General features: G+C 74.5%; 9 protein-coding genes. All 9 read left to right on the top strand.

Annotated features, from left to right (window positions below):
* Window positions 1-37 precede the first annotated feature (37 nt).
* The 9 genes from ACPYO4_RS01405 to ACPYO4_RS01365 all read left to right on the top strand — a co-directional run bounded on the left by ACPYO4_RS01405 (window position 38) and on the right by ACPYO4_RS01365 (window position 14,398).
* Window positions 38-262 carry a heavy-metal-associated domain-containing protein gene (locus tag ACPYO4_RS01405; protein ID WP_425707413.1) on the top strand — a complete coding sequence of 75 codons (225 nt, stop codon included), beginning with the start codon at window positions 38-40 and terminating at the stop codon, window positions 260-262.
* A gap of 191 nt (window positions 263-453) precedes the next feature.
* A complete protein-coding gene (locus ACPYO4_RS01400) occupies window positions 454-2,988 on the top strand; it encodes a heavy metal translocating P-type ATPase (RefSeq protein ID WP_425707412.1) in 2,535 nt (844 codons plus the stop codon).
* A 255-nt stretch (window positions 2,989-3,243) separates the two neighbouring features.
* Complete coding sequence (locus ACPYO4_RS01395) at window positions 3,244-5,142, top strand: SPFH domain-containing protein (protein WP_425707411.1); 1,899 nt, start codon at window positions 3,244-3,246, stop codon at window positions 5,140-5,142.
* Complete coding sequence (locus tag ACPYO4_RS01390) at window positions 5,135-6,577, top strand: SPFH domain-containing protein (protein WP_425707410.1); 1,443 nt, start codon at window positions 5,135-5,137, stop codon at window positions 6,575-6,577. The genes ACPYO4_RS01395 and ACPYO4_RS01390 overlap by 8 nt, the downstream gene beginning before the upstream one ends.
* A 46-nt stretch (window positions 6,578-6,623) precedes the next feature.
* Entirely contained in the window at window positions 6,624-9,548 is a 2,925-nt protein-coding gene (locus ACPYO4_RS01385; protein WP_425707409.1) for a lysylphosphatidylglycerol synthase domain-containing protein, read from the top strand.
* Between the two features lie 152 nt (window positions 9,549-9,700).
* Window positions 9,701-11,179, top strand: a complete 1,479-nt coding sequence (locus tag ACPYO4_RS01380) for a DUF2079 domain-containing protein (RefSeq protein WP_425707408.1) — start codon at window positions 9,701-9,703, stop codon at window positions 11,177-11,179.
* Window positions 11,180-11,269: 90 nt separating this feature from the next.
* A complete protein-coding gene (locus tag ACPYO4_RS01375; protein ID WP_425707407.1) occupies window positions 11,270-12,106 on the top strand; it encodes a copper resistance CopC family protein in 837 nt (278 codons plus the stop codon).
* A 139-nt stretch (window positions 12,107-12,245) separates the two neighbouring features.
* Complete coding sequence (ilvA, locus tag ACPYO4_RS01370) at window positions 12,246-13,505, top strand: threonine ammonia-lyase IlvA (protein WP_425707406.1); 1,260 nt, start codon at window positions 12,246-12,248, stop codon at window positions 13,503-13,505.
* Entirely contained in the window at window positions 13,502-14,398 is an 897-nt protein-coding gene (locus ACPYO4_RS01365; protein ID WP_425707405.1) for a DUF4037 domain-containing protein, read from the top strand. Before ilvA ends, ACPYO4_RS01365 begins: the two co-directional genes overlap by 4 nt.
* The last annotated feature ends 7 nt before the right edge of the window (window positions 14,399-14,405 follow it).

The following is a 14,405-nucleotide window of genomic DNA, read 5'->3' as shown; positions in this document are numbered from 1 at the left end:
CCCGAAGCACCACCTCAGCCACCACGAAGGAGCACCCATGACCACCACCGTCCTCGACGTCACCGGCATGACCTGCGGCCACTGCGCGCAGGCCGTCACCTCCGAGCTCTCCGCCATCGCCGGCGTCACCGACGTCGACGTCGCGCTCGACGCCGGCGGCACCTCGCCGGTCACCGTGACCTCCGACGCCCCGCTCGAGGAGTCGGCGCTCCGCGCGGCGATCGACGAGGCCGGCTACGAGGTCGCCGCGATCCGCGCCTGACGCGGCCCCGACGACGCCGCACGGCCTCCCCGGGCACCGTCACCGCACGACCCGCCCCGCGCACGCAGCGTCACCGCACAACCTGCACGACCCGTACGACCGCTCGGCGCGACGTCGTCGTCCCGCGACCCGATCGCGCCACGCGACGCACCCACCCCCGCGGCCCCACCGATCCGGAAGAAGGGCCCACGATGACCACCTCCGCACGACCCGACGACAAGAACTCCCGGCGCGCCCCCACGGACCTGATCGACGCCACCGACCTGCTCGGCGAGGCCGAGCTCGAGGTCGAGGGCATGACCTGCGCCAGCTGCGTGCGCCGCGTGGAGAAGAAGCTCAACGCGGTAGAGGGCGTCGCCGCGACCGTCAACCTCGCCACCGACTCCGCGCACGTCGAGCTGAGCGCCGACGTCGACGACGACACCCTGGTCGCCGCCCTGCGGGCCGCCGGGTACGACGGGCAGGTCACCTCCCGTACCCGCCTCGGCGCGCCCGAGCCGGTCCGGGACTCGGGTGAGCACGCGCACCACGACGCGAGCGGCCACGCGGAGCACGACGCCGCGGGTCACGGCGGGCACGACCACTCCCCGCTCGGCGACGACTCCGACACCTACGACACCTCGACGCCCACCCAGCGCCGCGCCGCGGACCTGCGCCGCCGGCTCCTCGTCGCGCTCGTGCTCGGTGTCCCCGTCGGCGTGCTGTCGATGGTCCCGCCGCTGCAGTTCGCGGGCTGGCAGTGGGTCGTGATGGTGCTCGCCCTGCCGATCGCCACGTGGTGCGCCTGGCCGTTCCACACCGCCGCCGTCCGCGCGGCCCGGCACGGCGCGTCGACGATGGACACCCTCGTCTCGCTCGGCGTCGTGGCCTCGACCCTCTGGTCGCTGTGGGCGATCACGCTGGGCGGCGCCGGCGAGATCGGCATGCGGATGGAGATGACGCTGTGGCCGGCCGCCGGCGGCCACGACGGCGGCCACGCGCCCCCGCACCTGTACTTCGAGACTGCGGTGCTCATCGTCGTCTTCCTCCTGCTCGGCCGCTACCTCGAGGCCCGCTCCCGCCACCGGGCCGGGGACTCCCTGCGATCCCTGCTCGAGCTGGGTGCGAAGGACGTGGCGCGCGTGCACATCGCCGACGACGGCACGCGCACCGAGGAGCGCGTCCCGGTTGAGCGGCTCGCCGTGGACGAGCTGTTCGTCGTCCGCCCGGGCGAGAAGATCGCGACCGACGGCGTCGTCGTCGAGGGGGCCTCCGCCGTCGACGCCGCGCTGCTGACCGGGGAATCCCTCCCCGTCGAGGTCGGCCCCGGCGACGCGGTCACCGGCGCGACGATCAGCACCTCCGGCTCGCTGCTCGTGCGCGCCACCCGGGTCGGCGAGGAGACGACGCTCGCCCAGATCGGCCGGCTCGTCACGCGCGCGCAGACCGGCAAGGCACCCGTCCAGCGGCTCGCCGACCGCGTCTCGGCGGTGTTCGTCCCCGTCGTCATCGGCATCGCGATCGCCGTCCTCGCGGGCTGGCTGCTCGCGGGCGGGAGCGTCGAGCAGGCGTTCACCGCCGCCGTGGCGGTCCTCGTCATCGCGTGCCCGTGCGCGCTCGGCCTGGCCACCCCGACCGCGCTGCTCGTCGGGACCGGGCGCGCCGCGAACCTCGGCGTGCTCATCAAGGGGCCGGAGATCCTCGAGTCGACGCGCCGCATCGACACCGTGGTGCTGGACAAGACGGGCACCGTGACGGCCGGGCGCATCGCGCTGGTCGACGTCTCCGGCGAGCCGGACGCGCTCGCCGTGGCCGCCGCCGTCGAGGCCGGCTCCGAGCACCCCGTGGCGCGCGCGATCACCGAGGCCGCCGCCGAGCAGGGGGCGGCGCTGCCCGCGGTCGAGGACTTCGAGAACCACGCGGGCCGCGGAGTCAGCGCCCGCGTCGCCCCCGCGTCCCCGGGCACCTCCGCTGATTCGTCGAGCGTGCGGTTCCCGGACCTCGAGAGTGCGGCTCCGGCGGACGCCGGCCGCGCCACCGCGCCGGACGCCGACGTCGTCACCGCGCTCGTCGGTCGGCCTAGCTGGCTCGCCGAGCAGGGCGTCGACCTCGGCGAGCACGCCGCCGCCCACGCGGCTGCCGAGGAGACCGGGGCGACCGCCGTCGTCGTGGCCTGGGACGGGTCCGCCAGGGGCGTGCTGTCCGTACGGGACACCGTGCGCCCCGACGCCGCCGAGGCGGTCGCCAAGCTGCGCGGGCTCGGCCTGACGGCCCACCTGCTGACCGGGGACAACGACGCGGCGGCACGCCAGGCGGCCGCCACGGTCGGCATCGCCACCGAGAACGTCACCGCCGGGGTACTGCCCGCGGACAAGGTCACGGTCGTCGAGCGGCTGCAGGCGGGCGGGCGCGTCGTCGCGATGGTCGGCGACGGCGTGAACGACGCCGCCGCCCTCGCCCAGGCGGACCTCGGGCTCGCGATGGGCACCGGGACCGACATCGCCATCGAGGCCGCGGACCTCACGCTCGTGCGCACCGAGCTGGACGCCGTCCCCACCTCCGTGCGCATCTCGCGCGCCACGCTGCGGGTCATCAAGCAGAACCTGTTCTGGGCGTTCGCCTACAACGTGGCGGCGATCCCGCTCGCGGCCGCCGGCCTGCTCAACCCAGGGATCGCCGCGGCCGCGATGGCGGCGAGCTCGGTCATCGTCGTGCTCAACTCGCTGCGCCTGCGCTCGGCGGGCTGACGGACAGGCCGCCCGCACGCTCGAGGTCCGAGAACCGCACGCTCGACGACCGGGGGCCGCTCCGCACGCTCGACGACCGGGGGCCGCTCCGCACGCTCGAGGTCCGAGAACCGCACGCTCGACGAATCGGGCGTGCTCGGGGCCGGGGAGGGCTCAACTCCCCGCCGGGAACTTCTCCGTGTCGCCCGTCACCTGGGACACTGGCCGCGCGGTCGCCGACGTCTCGGCCGCCACTCCCCCATCGAGAGGTACCCCATGTCACAGGACACCGGCTGGGTCGGGCGTGCCCGAGGCCTGGCCCAGAAGGCCCAGCAGGGTCTCGAGACGATCGACGACCTGCGCGGCGGGTCGGTCGGCGACGGCTCGGACGCGTTCAGGGTGGACGTGGCGGCGTTCAGCACGGCGAAGAGCACGGGCGGTGTCGGCACCCGCATCGTCGCCCAGCGCTCCTCGCTGAGCGACGCCGGCCAGAAGCTCAACCGCTCCGAGTACGAGAACGGCTCCGACGGCCCGGTCCACGTGATCACGCCGATGGTCATGCCGAGCGGCGGCCGCGTCCGTGCGCTGATCCCCGTCGTGATCCTCGCGATCGTCGGCGCCGTCGGCTACTGGATCCTCTCGGCGACCAACGTCGTCGACGTCACCCGGATCGCCGGCGACGGCGGCCTCACCGGCGGCCTGGCCACCGCCCTGTTCGGCGTGCACTACTGGGTGCTGCTGCTCGTGCTCGCCGGCTTCCTGTGGTGGCGGGCCGGGATGGTCATGGTCCCGGACGGCTGCCAGGCGCTGATCTCGAGGTTCGGGAAGGTCGAGCGCGTCGTCGGGCCCGGCCTCGTCACGCTGCTCAACCCGTGGCGCCGGGTCTCCTACATCGTCAACACCACGCGCGAGTACCCGTTCAACGCGCCCATCCACGAGGCGCCCACACGCTCCGGCGTCCAGGCCTCGGTCGACCTGTTCCTCCAGTTCCGCATCGACGACCCGCGCGAGTTCATCTTCGTCCTCGGCGCCGTCCAGGGCTTCCAGGACAAGCTGAACAACGCCATCTCTGAGACCACCCGCTCGCTCATCTACGAGCAGGAGGCGGCGGACATCTACGACCTCGTCGGCGAGTCCACGCAGGTCCTGCTCGACCAGCTGAACGAGCAGTTCCGGCCCGCGGTGGAGCTCACGCACGCGAACATCACCCATGCCGAGCCCTCCAGCGACGAGTACCGCGCGGACCTCGGCGCGCCCGAGATGATCCGCGTGGCCAAGGAGGCCTACACCTACGAGTACGAGCTCCAGCTGAAGAAGGAGCAGAACGAGGGTGACCTCAACAAGGACCTCGCCTCGCTGCGCGAGACGCTGAGCTCGATCCAGGCGGACATCGCCAAGTACCAGGCGCAGATGGACACCGCCCTGGAGCGCGAGACGAACCGGGCCGACGCCATGGCCCGCCAGCGCTTCGTCGAGTCGGAGTCCACGGCGCACGCCAACGCCGCCCTGCTCGAGGCCCAGGCGCTGGACATCCGGGCGCTCTCGGCCGCCAACGCCCCCGAGATCCTCTCGTTCCGCTATCAGCAGGACCTCCTCGACCGGCTCGAGCAGGTCGCCGAGTCGCTGCCCCAGATCGTGCAGGTCGGCGAGCAGGGCGGCGGCGTCGACTTCCTGCGCATCGCCTCCGAGCTGGTCGGCGGGACCGACCTCGAGCTGTTCTCCGAGTCCGAGCTCAGCCAGATCCGCGAGCGCGCCGCGGCCATCGAGACCCGGGTCGCCGAGCGGCAGGACCGCATCGCCGAGCTGCTCGAGCCGCCCGAGGAGACCGAGGTCGCGATCGTGGCGCCGTCGGACGAGGACGAGCTCCCCGGCGCCGACCGACTCGAGGAGATCCGCCGCTCCGTGGCCCAGGAGATCGACGACGACGCCGGAACCACGCCCGGCGCGCACGCCGCACCCTCGGCCCCCGCGGAGCCCGCCGCACCCGCTGACCCCGCCGCGCCCGCGGCCCGGGGGGCACACACCGCACCGGCCGAGCCGGCGCCGACCGCACCCGGCGAGCCGACCACCGAGCCGACCGCACCCGCCGAACCGGCCGACGCCCCGGCGGACCCGCCGCCGGACATGACCCACCTCCCGCCGCACCCGACCACCGAGGAGAACCGCGATGTCTGAGGCACCCATCGCCCGGTCGATGTCGTCGATCAAGGAGTCCCTGGCCTCGTGGAGCGACGTCGCACAGCTGCTGCGCGGCGGCGACGGCGGGTCGCTCGTGCCCGTCGTCATCCCCCGGGACCAGCGCGGCCTGCGCTGGCTGTTCCTGGCCGGGATCGGCCTGTGGCTGATCGTCGGCGGCGTGCTCACCGCTGCCGACGGCCACGGCACGCGCGCGATGTGGCTGTGGATCGTCGGGGGCCTCGTCGTCGCGCTGTCCGCCGTGTGGTGGTGGCGGACCTCGATCATCGAGATCGAGGAGGGCACCGTCGGTGTCCGCTCGAGGTTCGGTGCCATCACGTCCGCACCGCTCAAGCCCGGGCGCCACTACCTGTGGCACCCGTGGACCCGCGTGGACTACGTCGTCGACGTCAGCACCGAGATCCCCTACACGGCGCCGGTGCTCGCCTGCCCGACCGCCGAGTCGGTCCCGCTGCGCTCGATCGAGTTCTTCCTCAAGTTCCGCATCCACGACGCCGTGCAGTTCGTCCGCACGATCGGCGCCGGCAACTTCGACCTCGTGCTGTCCAACGCGGTCCAGGACGCGATCCGGCAGCGCTCGCGGCTCGTGCGCACGGAGCGGGCGCACGACCTGCGCGGCTCCGACGTCGCCGACATGCAGGCGCTGCTCAACCGTCAGCTCGCCCGCTACGGCGTGCAGATCATGGGCTGCAACATCCCCGACGTCCGGCTGCCCGAGCAGTACCAGCAGCACATCGCCACCCGCGAGCGGGTCTCCAAGGAGCTGCAGGCGTACGAGAAGGAGTGGGACCTGACGCGCAAGCGGCGGATCGACACCCTGCTGATGGACATCGAGCGGTCGAAGAAGGTCCGCGACGCGAAGGTCGTCGAGGTCAACGCCTCCCTCAACGAGGCCCGCAAGAACGTGGCCCAGAAGCTCGAGGAGCAGGAGACCGAGGCGCAGAAGGTCAAGTGGGAGATCGAGACCAAGGGCCGGACGAACCTCGTGGCCGCGCAGGGTGAGGCCCGCGCGCAGGAGCAACTCGCCACGTCCTACCGCGACAACCGTGCCGTCCTCGGCTACGAGCTGGCCCGGCGTCGCCTCGAGGTCGGCTCCGAGCTCACCTCGCACGCGCCGCGGCCGGTCATCGTGCGCACGGACGGGGCCTCGACGGACACCTCCGCGCTCTCGACGCTGCTCCTCGCGCAGATCCTGCCGGGCATGGACGACGGCGGACGGCGGGCCGCGCGCACCGACCGGGCGACCGGCCGGACCGCCCCCGACCGGGGCGATCTGGACGACATGGCCGCCGTCGCGCAGTCCGTGCTGTCCGGCCGGTCCGGGGACGAGCGGCAGGCGGACGAGCGCAGGGTCGGGGTGGACATCGACGACGTGCGCTCCACGGGTGAGAACGGTCGCGGTCGGTCGTCGTGACCGGCCGGGCCGGACCGTCGTGGCAGGTGAGCCCTAGACTCCCCGCATGACCGGACGGGCCGACGAGCCGGGCACCCCTGTGCCCGAGGAGGCGGCCCGTCCCACCCCCGCCGGGACCGGCACCTCCGCCGGCACCTCGGGTCCCGACCCCGCCGAGGTCGTGCTCCCCGGCCCCGCGGACGGCGGACGCGACCGCACCGCGATCACCGCGGTCACGCCCGAGGAGGCGGACGACGGTCCGCAGGTCGACCCGGTCAGCGGCCGCACGATCTACCCGCGCACGCCCCTGCCGCTCCCCGCGGCGCGCGCGCCTCGCCGCGAGGTACTCCTCGTCGACGCCCTCGAGAAGCGGGTCCGCCGACCGGTCGACCTCGTCCGGCTCCTCACCGCCGTCCTGGGCCTGGCCCTCGTGCTGCTGCTCGCCGTCTACGCGCGGGGCACGACCCTCGCCGTCACCGAGGACGTCCAGGACGCCGTCACGGGATTCTTCCGCCAGCTGTTCCAGCTCCCCGTCACAGCGCTGGGCAGCCTGCTCACGTTCGTCGTCCCGATCGCCGTGCTCGTCGAGCGGGCCTGGCAGCGACGATGGCGCTCCGCGTCGCAGGGCCTGGCCGCCGGCGCGCTCGGGGTGGGCCTCGCCCTCGGCTCGCTGGAGGCGCTCGACGCGCTGACGGGCTCCGAGCTGTTCACCTCGCTGACGATCACCAGCGTCGGTCGGGCCACGGTCGTCATGTCCCCGTTCATCGCGGGCCTCGCCGGCGTGCTCACGGCCGTCGGGCCCGCGACGGCCAACCGGGTGGCCCGCTGGTCGTGGAACCTGCTGTGGGTGGTCCTCGCCCTCGAGATCATCCAGGGCGCCCAGACGCTGCCCGGCGCGATCATCGCGGTCCTGCTCGGCGCGATCGCCGGCTACGCGGTGCGGTACGTGGACGGCGTCGTGCACGACCGCGCGGACGGCACCTCGCTCGTGCGCGGGCTGCGGCGCGCCGGGATCGACGCCGTCTCGGTGGTGCGCATGGACCGGCCCAACCGCTCCGCCGTGGTGGCCTACACCGTGACCACCGAGGCGCCGCTGGGATACATCGAGCCTGCCGGCCCGCGCCGCACCGGCGTGGACCTGCCCCCGGCGTCGCGAGGTGACGACGACCCGTCCGCGGCCACGGGCAGCATGCTCGACGCAGACGAGCCGCCCAGCGCCGAGTCGCTCATGGCCGCGGTCGACGCGGCCGGGAGCGACACGATCCGGCCCGACCCGGTGACCGACGTCCCCGCCCTGCTGGCCCGCGTGGGCTCGGCCGCGCACCCCGACGACCCCGGCGAGGCCGCGCCCGGGCGCCTGTACGCCGTGTGGGACGCGGCGGGCGAGCGCCGCGACCTCAGGCTCCTCGACGGCGACCGGCAGGTCGTCGGCCTGCTCTCCTCGATCTGGGAGGCCATCCGCCTGCGCGGGATCGACCGCCGCCCGGTGACCTCGCTGAAGGACGCGGCGGCCCGCACGTCGCTCATGTCGCTGGCCGCCACGGCCGCGGGCGTACGCACGCCGGCCATGTCCTCGGTGACGACGGCGCGCGCCTCCGTGCTCGTCGTCGAGGACCACGTCGACGACCTCGTCCCGATCGACGAGGTGCCGGCGGAGGACCTCCAGGACGACGTGCTCGACGACGTGTGGCGCCAGCTCCGTCGTGCCCACGCCGCCGGTCTCACGCACCGCGACCTCACCACCGCCAACGTCCTCGTCGACGGGTCCGGAGCGGTGTGGCTCGTCGGCTGGGAGAGCGGCGAGGTCGCCGCCACCGAGCTCTCGCGGCGGATGGACCTCGCCCAGACGCTCGCGCTGCTCGGTGTCGTCGCCGGCGCGGAGCGCTCGCTCGCGTCGGCCGGTCGGGCGCTCACCCGCGAGCAGATGGCGGCGATCGCACCCGTCCTCCAGCGGGTGGCGCTGCCGGTGTCCACCCGGCAGGCCGTCCGACGCAGCCCCCAGCTCCTCGGGTCGCTGCGGGACACGCTCGTCGCCCTCGTCCCGACGGCGGACGTCCCCCCGATCCCCCTCGCCCGGTTCTCGGTCTCGCGCGTGGTGATGACGACGCTGCTCCTCGTCGTCGTCTACGTCCTCATCACCTCGCTCAACTTCCAGGAGGTCTGGACCACCCTGACCTCGGCGGACCCGACGCTCATGGCGATCGCCTACGTGTTCGGGCTCGCCACCTACATCGGCGCCGCGATGTCGCTCATGGCGTTCTCCCCGGCGCGCCTGCCGTTCGGGCAGACCGTGCTCGCCCAGGCTGCGGGGGCGATCGTCGCGCTCGTCGCACCCGCCGGCATCGGCCCGGCCGCCGTCAACATGCGGTTCCTGGCCAAGCACAAGGTGGCCACCCCGCTCGCGGTCGCCTCCGTCGCCCTCGTCCAGGTCTTCCAGTTCGTCGCGACGATCCTGCTGCTGGTCATCGTCGGCCTGACCACCGGGTCCGTCGGCTCGCTGAGCCTGCCCAGCGGGACGGTCATGTGGGTGGCGGCCGCCGTGGTCGTCGTCGTGGCGGTCGCGCTCGCCGTGCGGCCCGTGCGCCGCTGGGTGTGGTCCAAGGCCGCGCCGACCCTCAGGCAGATCGGGCCGCGCATCATGTGGCTCGTCTCGAGCCCGCAGCGACTGATCGTCGGCGTCTCCGGCAACCTGCTGCTCACCGCGTTCTACGTCGCGACCTTCGGGCTCTGCCTCGCCGCGTACGGAGAGTCCCTGCCGCTGACGACGCTCGCGCTGACCTACCTCGTGTCGAACTCCGTGGGCGCGCTCGTCCCCTCGCCCGGCGGTATCGGCCCGGTCGAGGCGGCCCTCACCGGCGGCCTGACGGTCGCGGGCGTCTCGCCGGCCACCGCGCTGTCCGTCGCGCTGCTCTACCGGCTGCTGACGATGTGGGGCCGCGTACCGATCGGCTGGGCGGCTCTGACCTACCTGCGCCGGAAGAACCTCGTGTGACGAGGCCGGACCCTCGGCCGCGCGTCGAGGTCGTGCCCGACGCGTCGAGGTCGTGCGTGCGAGGCACGATCTCGCCATCCGAGGCACGACCTCGACGCGCAAGGCGGCGGCGCACAGGGACGGGTCGCCCGCGCCGCTGGGACGACCTGCTCGTGCCGTGGCTCGTGGCGGCCGTCGCCGGGATCGCGTACGTCGCGCTCGCCTGGCCGGGCTGGCGGGACGTCGCGACGCCGTCGTGGGACCTGGGCATCTTCACCCAGCTCGCCCGCGCGTACAGCGAGGGCGGGCCACCGGTCGTCGACATCAAGGGGCCCGGGTTCAACCTGCTCGGCGACCACTTCCATCCGATCCTCGTCGCCCTCGGGCCGCTGTACCGGCTGCACCCGTCGGGCTGGACGCTGCTCGTCACGCAGGCGGTGCTGCTCGCGCTCAGCGCGGTGCCGATCACGTCGGTCGCCCGGCAGATGATCGGGCGGGCCGCCGGGACGGTCCTCGGCGTCGGCTACGCGTTCTCGTGGGGCCTGCAGGGCGCGGTGCTCGCCCAGTTCCACGAGATCGCGTTCGCCGTGCCGCTGCTCGCCCTGTCGCTCGCCGCGTTCCTGCGCGACCGCCCGCTGGCGGCCGCGCTGTGGGCGGCGCCCCTCGTCCTCGTCAAGGAGGACCTGGGGCTCACCGTCGCGGCGCTCGGGGTGGTCATGGTCTGGCGCGCCGCGCCGGCACGCACCAGGACACCGGCCCGGGCCACCGCCGGCAACCACGCGCCCGCAGGTGGCCTGGCGCCCGCGGAGACCCTCCCGACCGGACCCCTGTGGCGAGAGGCGCTCGCCACGAGGGCGGGCCGGATCGGGGCCGCGCTGGCCGCGTGGGGCGTGGTGTGGGTCTTCCTCGCCGTCGTGGTCATCCTGCCGCTGCTCAACCCGGGCGGCTCCTACGACTACGTCGACCGCATCGGCGAGGAGCACGCCGACTGGTTCGCCACCGCGGTGACGATCCTGTGGCCGCCCGTCAAGGTCGTCACACTCGCCCTGCTCGCGCTCACCGCCGGGCTCCTGGGCGTCCGCTCCCCGCTGATGTGGCTCCTGCTGCCCACGCTGGCCTGGCGGTTCGTCGGGAACGTCCCCTACTACTGGGGGTGGGAGTGGCACTACTCGGCGATCCTCATGCCGGTGGTGGTGGCCGCGCTCGTCGACGTCGTGCGGTCGCCCGCGCGTCCCCGGCTCGCCCGGGCCGTCGCCGTCGGGGTCTCGGTCACGAGCACGCTCGCCGTGTGGCCCACCCTGCCGCTGGTGACGACCTTCGCCGACGGCGCACCCCGGCCGAGCCCGCGCATCGAGGCTGCGCACGACGCCGTCGCGGCCGCGAGCGCCGTCCGGCCCCGCGACGGCGACGAGCCGGTCGTCGCCGCCGACATCTTCCTGCTCGCCCAGCTGGTCCCGACCACGCGCGTGCACTGGATCGGCAACGACGGCAACCCGGTGCCCGACGCCGTCGTGCTCGACACGTGGCGTCGCGAGCCCGGCGACCAGGACGTCGAGGTCGTCGCCGAGCGCGAGTTCCCCGGGTGGGACTTCGAGGTGGTGCAGGACGAGGACGGGTACGCCGTCGCCGCGCTGGTCGGTCCTCGGGACTGAACGGCGCAGCCGCGCCCGCGCGCACCCGTCCTATGGTGGGTGGCACCGCCCGGAGGACCGGGCCCGGGTCGTCGAGGAGGTACCCCACCGATGTCACGCCTGATCGCCCGGACCGCACCGCGCGCCGGACGCCGGGACGCATCCGCCCGGCGGCCCGCCGTGCGCGCACGCGCCACGGCGGTGGCCGTGCTCGCCTCGCTCGGCCTCGCGCTCACCGCGACCCCGGCCCTGGCGCACGACACGCTCGTCGAGTCCGACCCCGCGGACGGGGACACCCTCGAGGAGGCACCGACGGAAGCGGTCCTCACGTACTCCGCCGAGCTCACGCCGAGCGGCGGCGTCGCCGTGCTGCAGGGCCCCGACGGCGAGGAGACCGAGCTCGACGAGCCCACCTACGACGGGCGCGACGCCATCTGGGAGCTTCCCGAGATCGAGGACGGCGAGCAGACCCTCGTCTGGTCGGTCATCTCCTCCGACGGCCACCGCATCGAGGGCGAGATCCCGTTCACGGTGACGACCTCCGGCGACGACGAGACGCAGAGCGACGACGCCGGGACGTCCGGTACCGACGACGACGCGACGACGGAGGACACCGCCGAGGGCGCCGCGACCGACGACGCCGGGGCCGCCGGCTCCGACGACGACGCGACGACGGACGACACCGCCGAGGGCGCCGGCGACGGGACGGACGCGTCCGACGAGGACGGCACGTCCGACGACGGGGCCGACGACGCCGCCGCGTCGGAGGACGACACCGGGTCCGACGATGACTCGTGGCTGCCCGGCAGCCGCAACGCATGGCTCATCGGCGGCATCGCCCTGGTCGTCGCGGCGGGCGCGGCCGTGTGGTTCGTCGCGGTCCGCAACCGCGGCGACGGCGCGGACGGCAAGGGCCGCGGCGAGGACGACGGCGACGCCACCGTCTGAGACGGGTCCAGGGACGCGGGACCCGTCGCACGTCGCGCGGTCCGGCCCGTGCGACGGGCCCACCTCGCCCCGCGCCGAGGCGTGTCGCACGGTCTGATCATCGGCCGCGGTGCGGATGCGGCGGTGCCACGATGGGGGGATGGAGACTCCCACCGCCACCGCGGTCAGCCGCGCCGCGCACCTGCTGCGGCCCGTCGTCCGCCGCACGCCGCTCGAGTCGAACCCCCGGCTGTCCGAGCGGGCCGACCACCGGGTGCTCCTCAAGCGCGAGGACCTGCAGCTCACGCGGTCCTACAAGGTCCGCGGCGCCTACACGGTGATGGCGGCCCTCGGCGAGGAGGAGCGCGGCGCGGGGGTCGTCTGCGCCTCGGCAGGCAACCACGCGCAGGGTGTCGCCCTGGCGTGCTCCCGCCTGTCCATCCACGGCACGGTCGTGCTGCCGGGGACGACGCCCCGTCAGAAGCGCGCCCGCATCGACGAGATCGGCGGACCCTGGGTGACCACCGTCGTCGTCGACGGCCCGTTCGAGGACGCCGACACGCGTGCCCGCGAGCTCGCCGCCGAGCAGGGCCTGACCTACGTGCACCCGTTCGACCACCCGCTGACGATCGCCGGCCAGGGCAGCGTGGGGGTCGAGATCGCCGAGCAGAGTGCCGAGCACGGCGAGAAGCCGGGAGTCGTCGTCGTGCCCGTGGGGGGTGGCGGTCTGCTCGCCGGCGTCGCCCTCGCCCTGAAGAACCGGGTACCCGGGGTGCGGATCGTCGGCGTCGAGCCCGAGGGCGCCGCCTCGATGCAGGCCGCCCTCGCGGCCGGCGGTCCCGTGCGGCTGCCCGAGGTCGACGCGTTCGTCGACGGCGCCGCGGTCGCACGGGCGGGGCGCGTCCCCTTCGAGATCGTCCGGGACCTCGTCGACGAGGTGGTCTCCGTCCCCACCGGCGCGGTGTGCACCGAGATGCTCGCCATGTACCAGACCGACGGGATCATCGCCGAGCCCGCCGGCGCCCTCGCGACGGCCGCGGTCTCCTCCGGAGTGGTCGAGATCGGCGACGGCGGGCCGGCCGTCTGCCTCGTCTCGGGCGGGAACAACGACGTCTCGAGGTACGCCGAGATCGTCGAGCGCTCCGCGATCCACGAGGGTCTGCGCCACTACTTCCTCGTCACGTTCCCTCAGGAGCCCGGCGCGCTGCGCAGCTTCCTCGAGGACACCCTGTCCGGGGACGAGGACATCATCCACTTCGAGTACACGAAGAAGAACAACCGGGAGACCGGCCCGGCGCTCGTCGGGATCGACCTCGCCCGCGCCTCCGACCGAGCCGGGCTGGAGGACCGGATGGAGCGCTCGCCGATGCGCATCGAACGCCTCACGCTCGGCAGCGGCGTGCTGGGGATGCTGCTGTGACCGGGGCGGACGGGACCGCGGGCGGCGCCGGGGCCACCGGAGACGCCGGCCCGACCGACGACGGCCTGGGCCCCACCACCCGGCTCGTCCTCGCCGCCGCGCGGGCGTACGCGGCGCTGCCGGGGGTGGTCGGGGTCGCCGCGGGCGGCTCGCTGGCCACGGGCCAGGAGGACGCCCGTTCCGACGTCGACCTCTACGTCCTGTCCGACGGCGCACCCCCGCCCGTGCCCACCCGGGCCGCCGTCGTCGACGCGCTGGGCGGCGCGCGACGGCTCGACCTCGACCAGCGGTACTGGGACACCACCGACATGTGGACCCACGCCTCCGGGCTGGACCTCGACGTCATGTACTGGGACACGGCCTGGGTCGCCGACCGGCTCGACGCCGTCCTCACGCGCCACGAGCCGTCCGTCGGCTACTCCACGGCGCACTGGCACACGGTGCGGCACTGGCTGCCGGTGGCCGACCCGGCCGGCCACGTCACTCGCCTCCGGGGCCGGGCCCAGGCGGACTACCCCGAGGAGCTGCGCGCGGCGATCGTCGCCCACGGGTGGCCGTTGCTGCGCGGCACGATCACGAGCTTCCCGGCCCAGATCGCCACCGCCGCGGCCCGGGGCGACCTCGTGGCCCTCAACCACCGCGTCGCCGAGCTCCTCGCGATGGTCCACGACCTGGTGCTCGCGGTCAACCGCCGCACCCACCCCGGCGAGAAGCGGCTCGGCACCCTCGTGCCGGCGCTGTGCGGGTCGCTGCCGGCCGGCTTCGCCGAGCGGACGGGCGCGGTGCTCACCGCCGCGGCCGACCCCGGCTCCGTCACGGGCGCCGTGGACGCCCTCGTCGACGCGGTCGGGGCCTGGCTGCGCGCGGAGATCCCGGACGCGCTGACGCCGTAGCCCGGCG

Origin of the sequence: Georgenia sp. Z1491 (assembly GCF_049856175.1) — a bacterium.
Classification (GTDB): Bacteria; Actinomycetota; Actinomycetes; order Actinomycetales; family Actinomycetaceae; genus JB111.
Note: the sequence above shows the minus strand (reverse complement) of the source record. Positions and strands in the feature narration are given on the sequence as shown.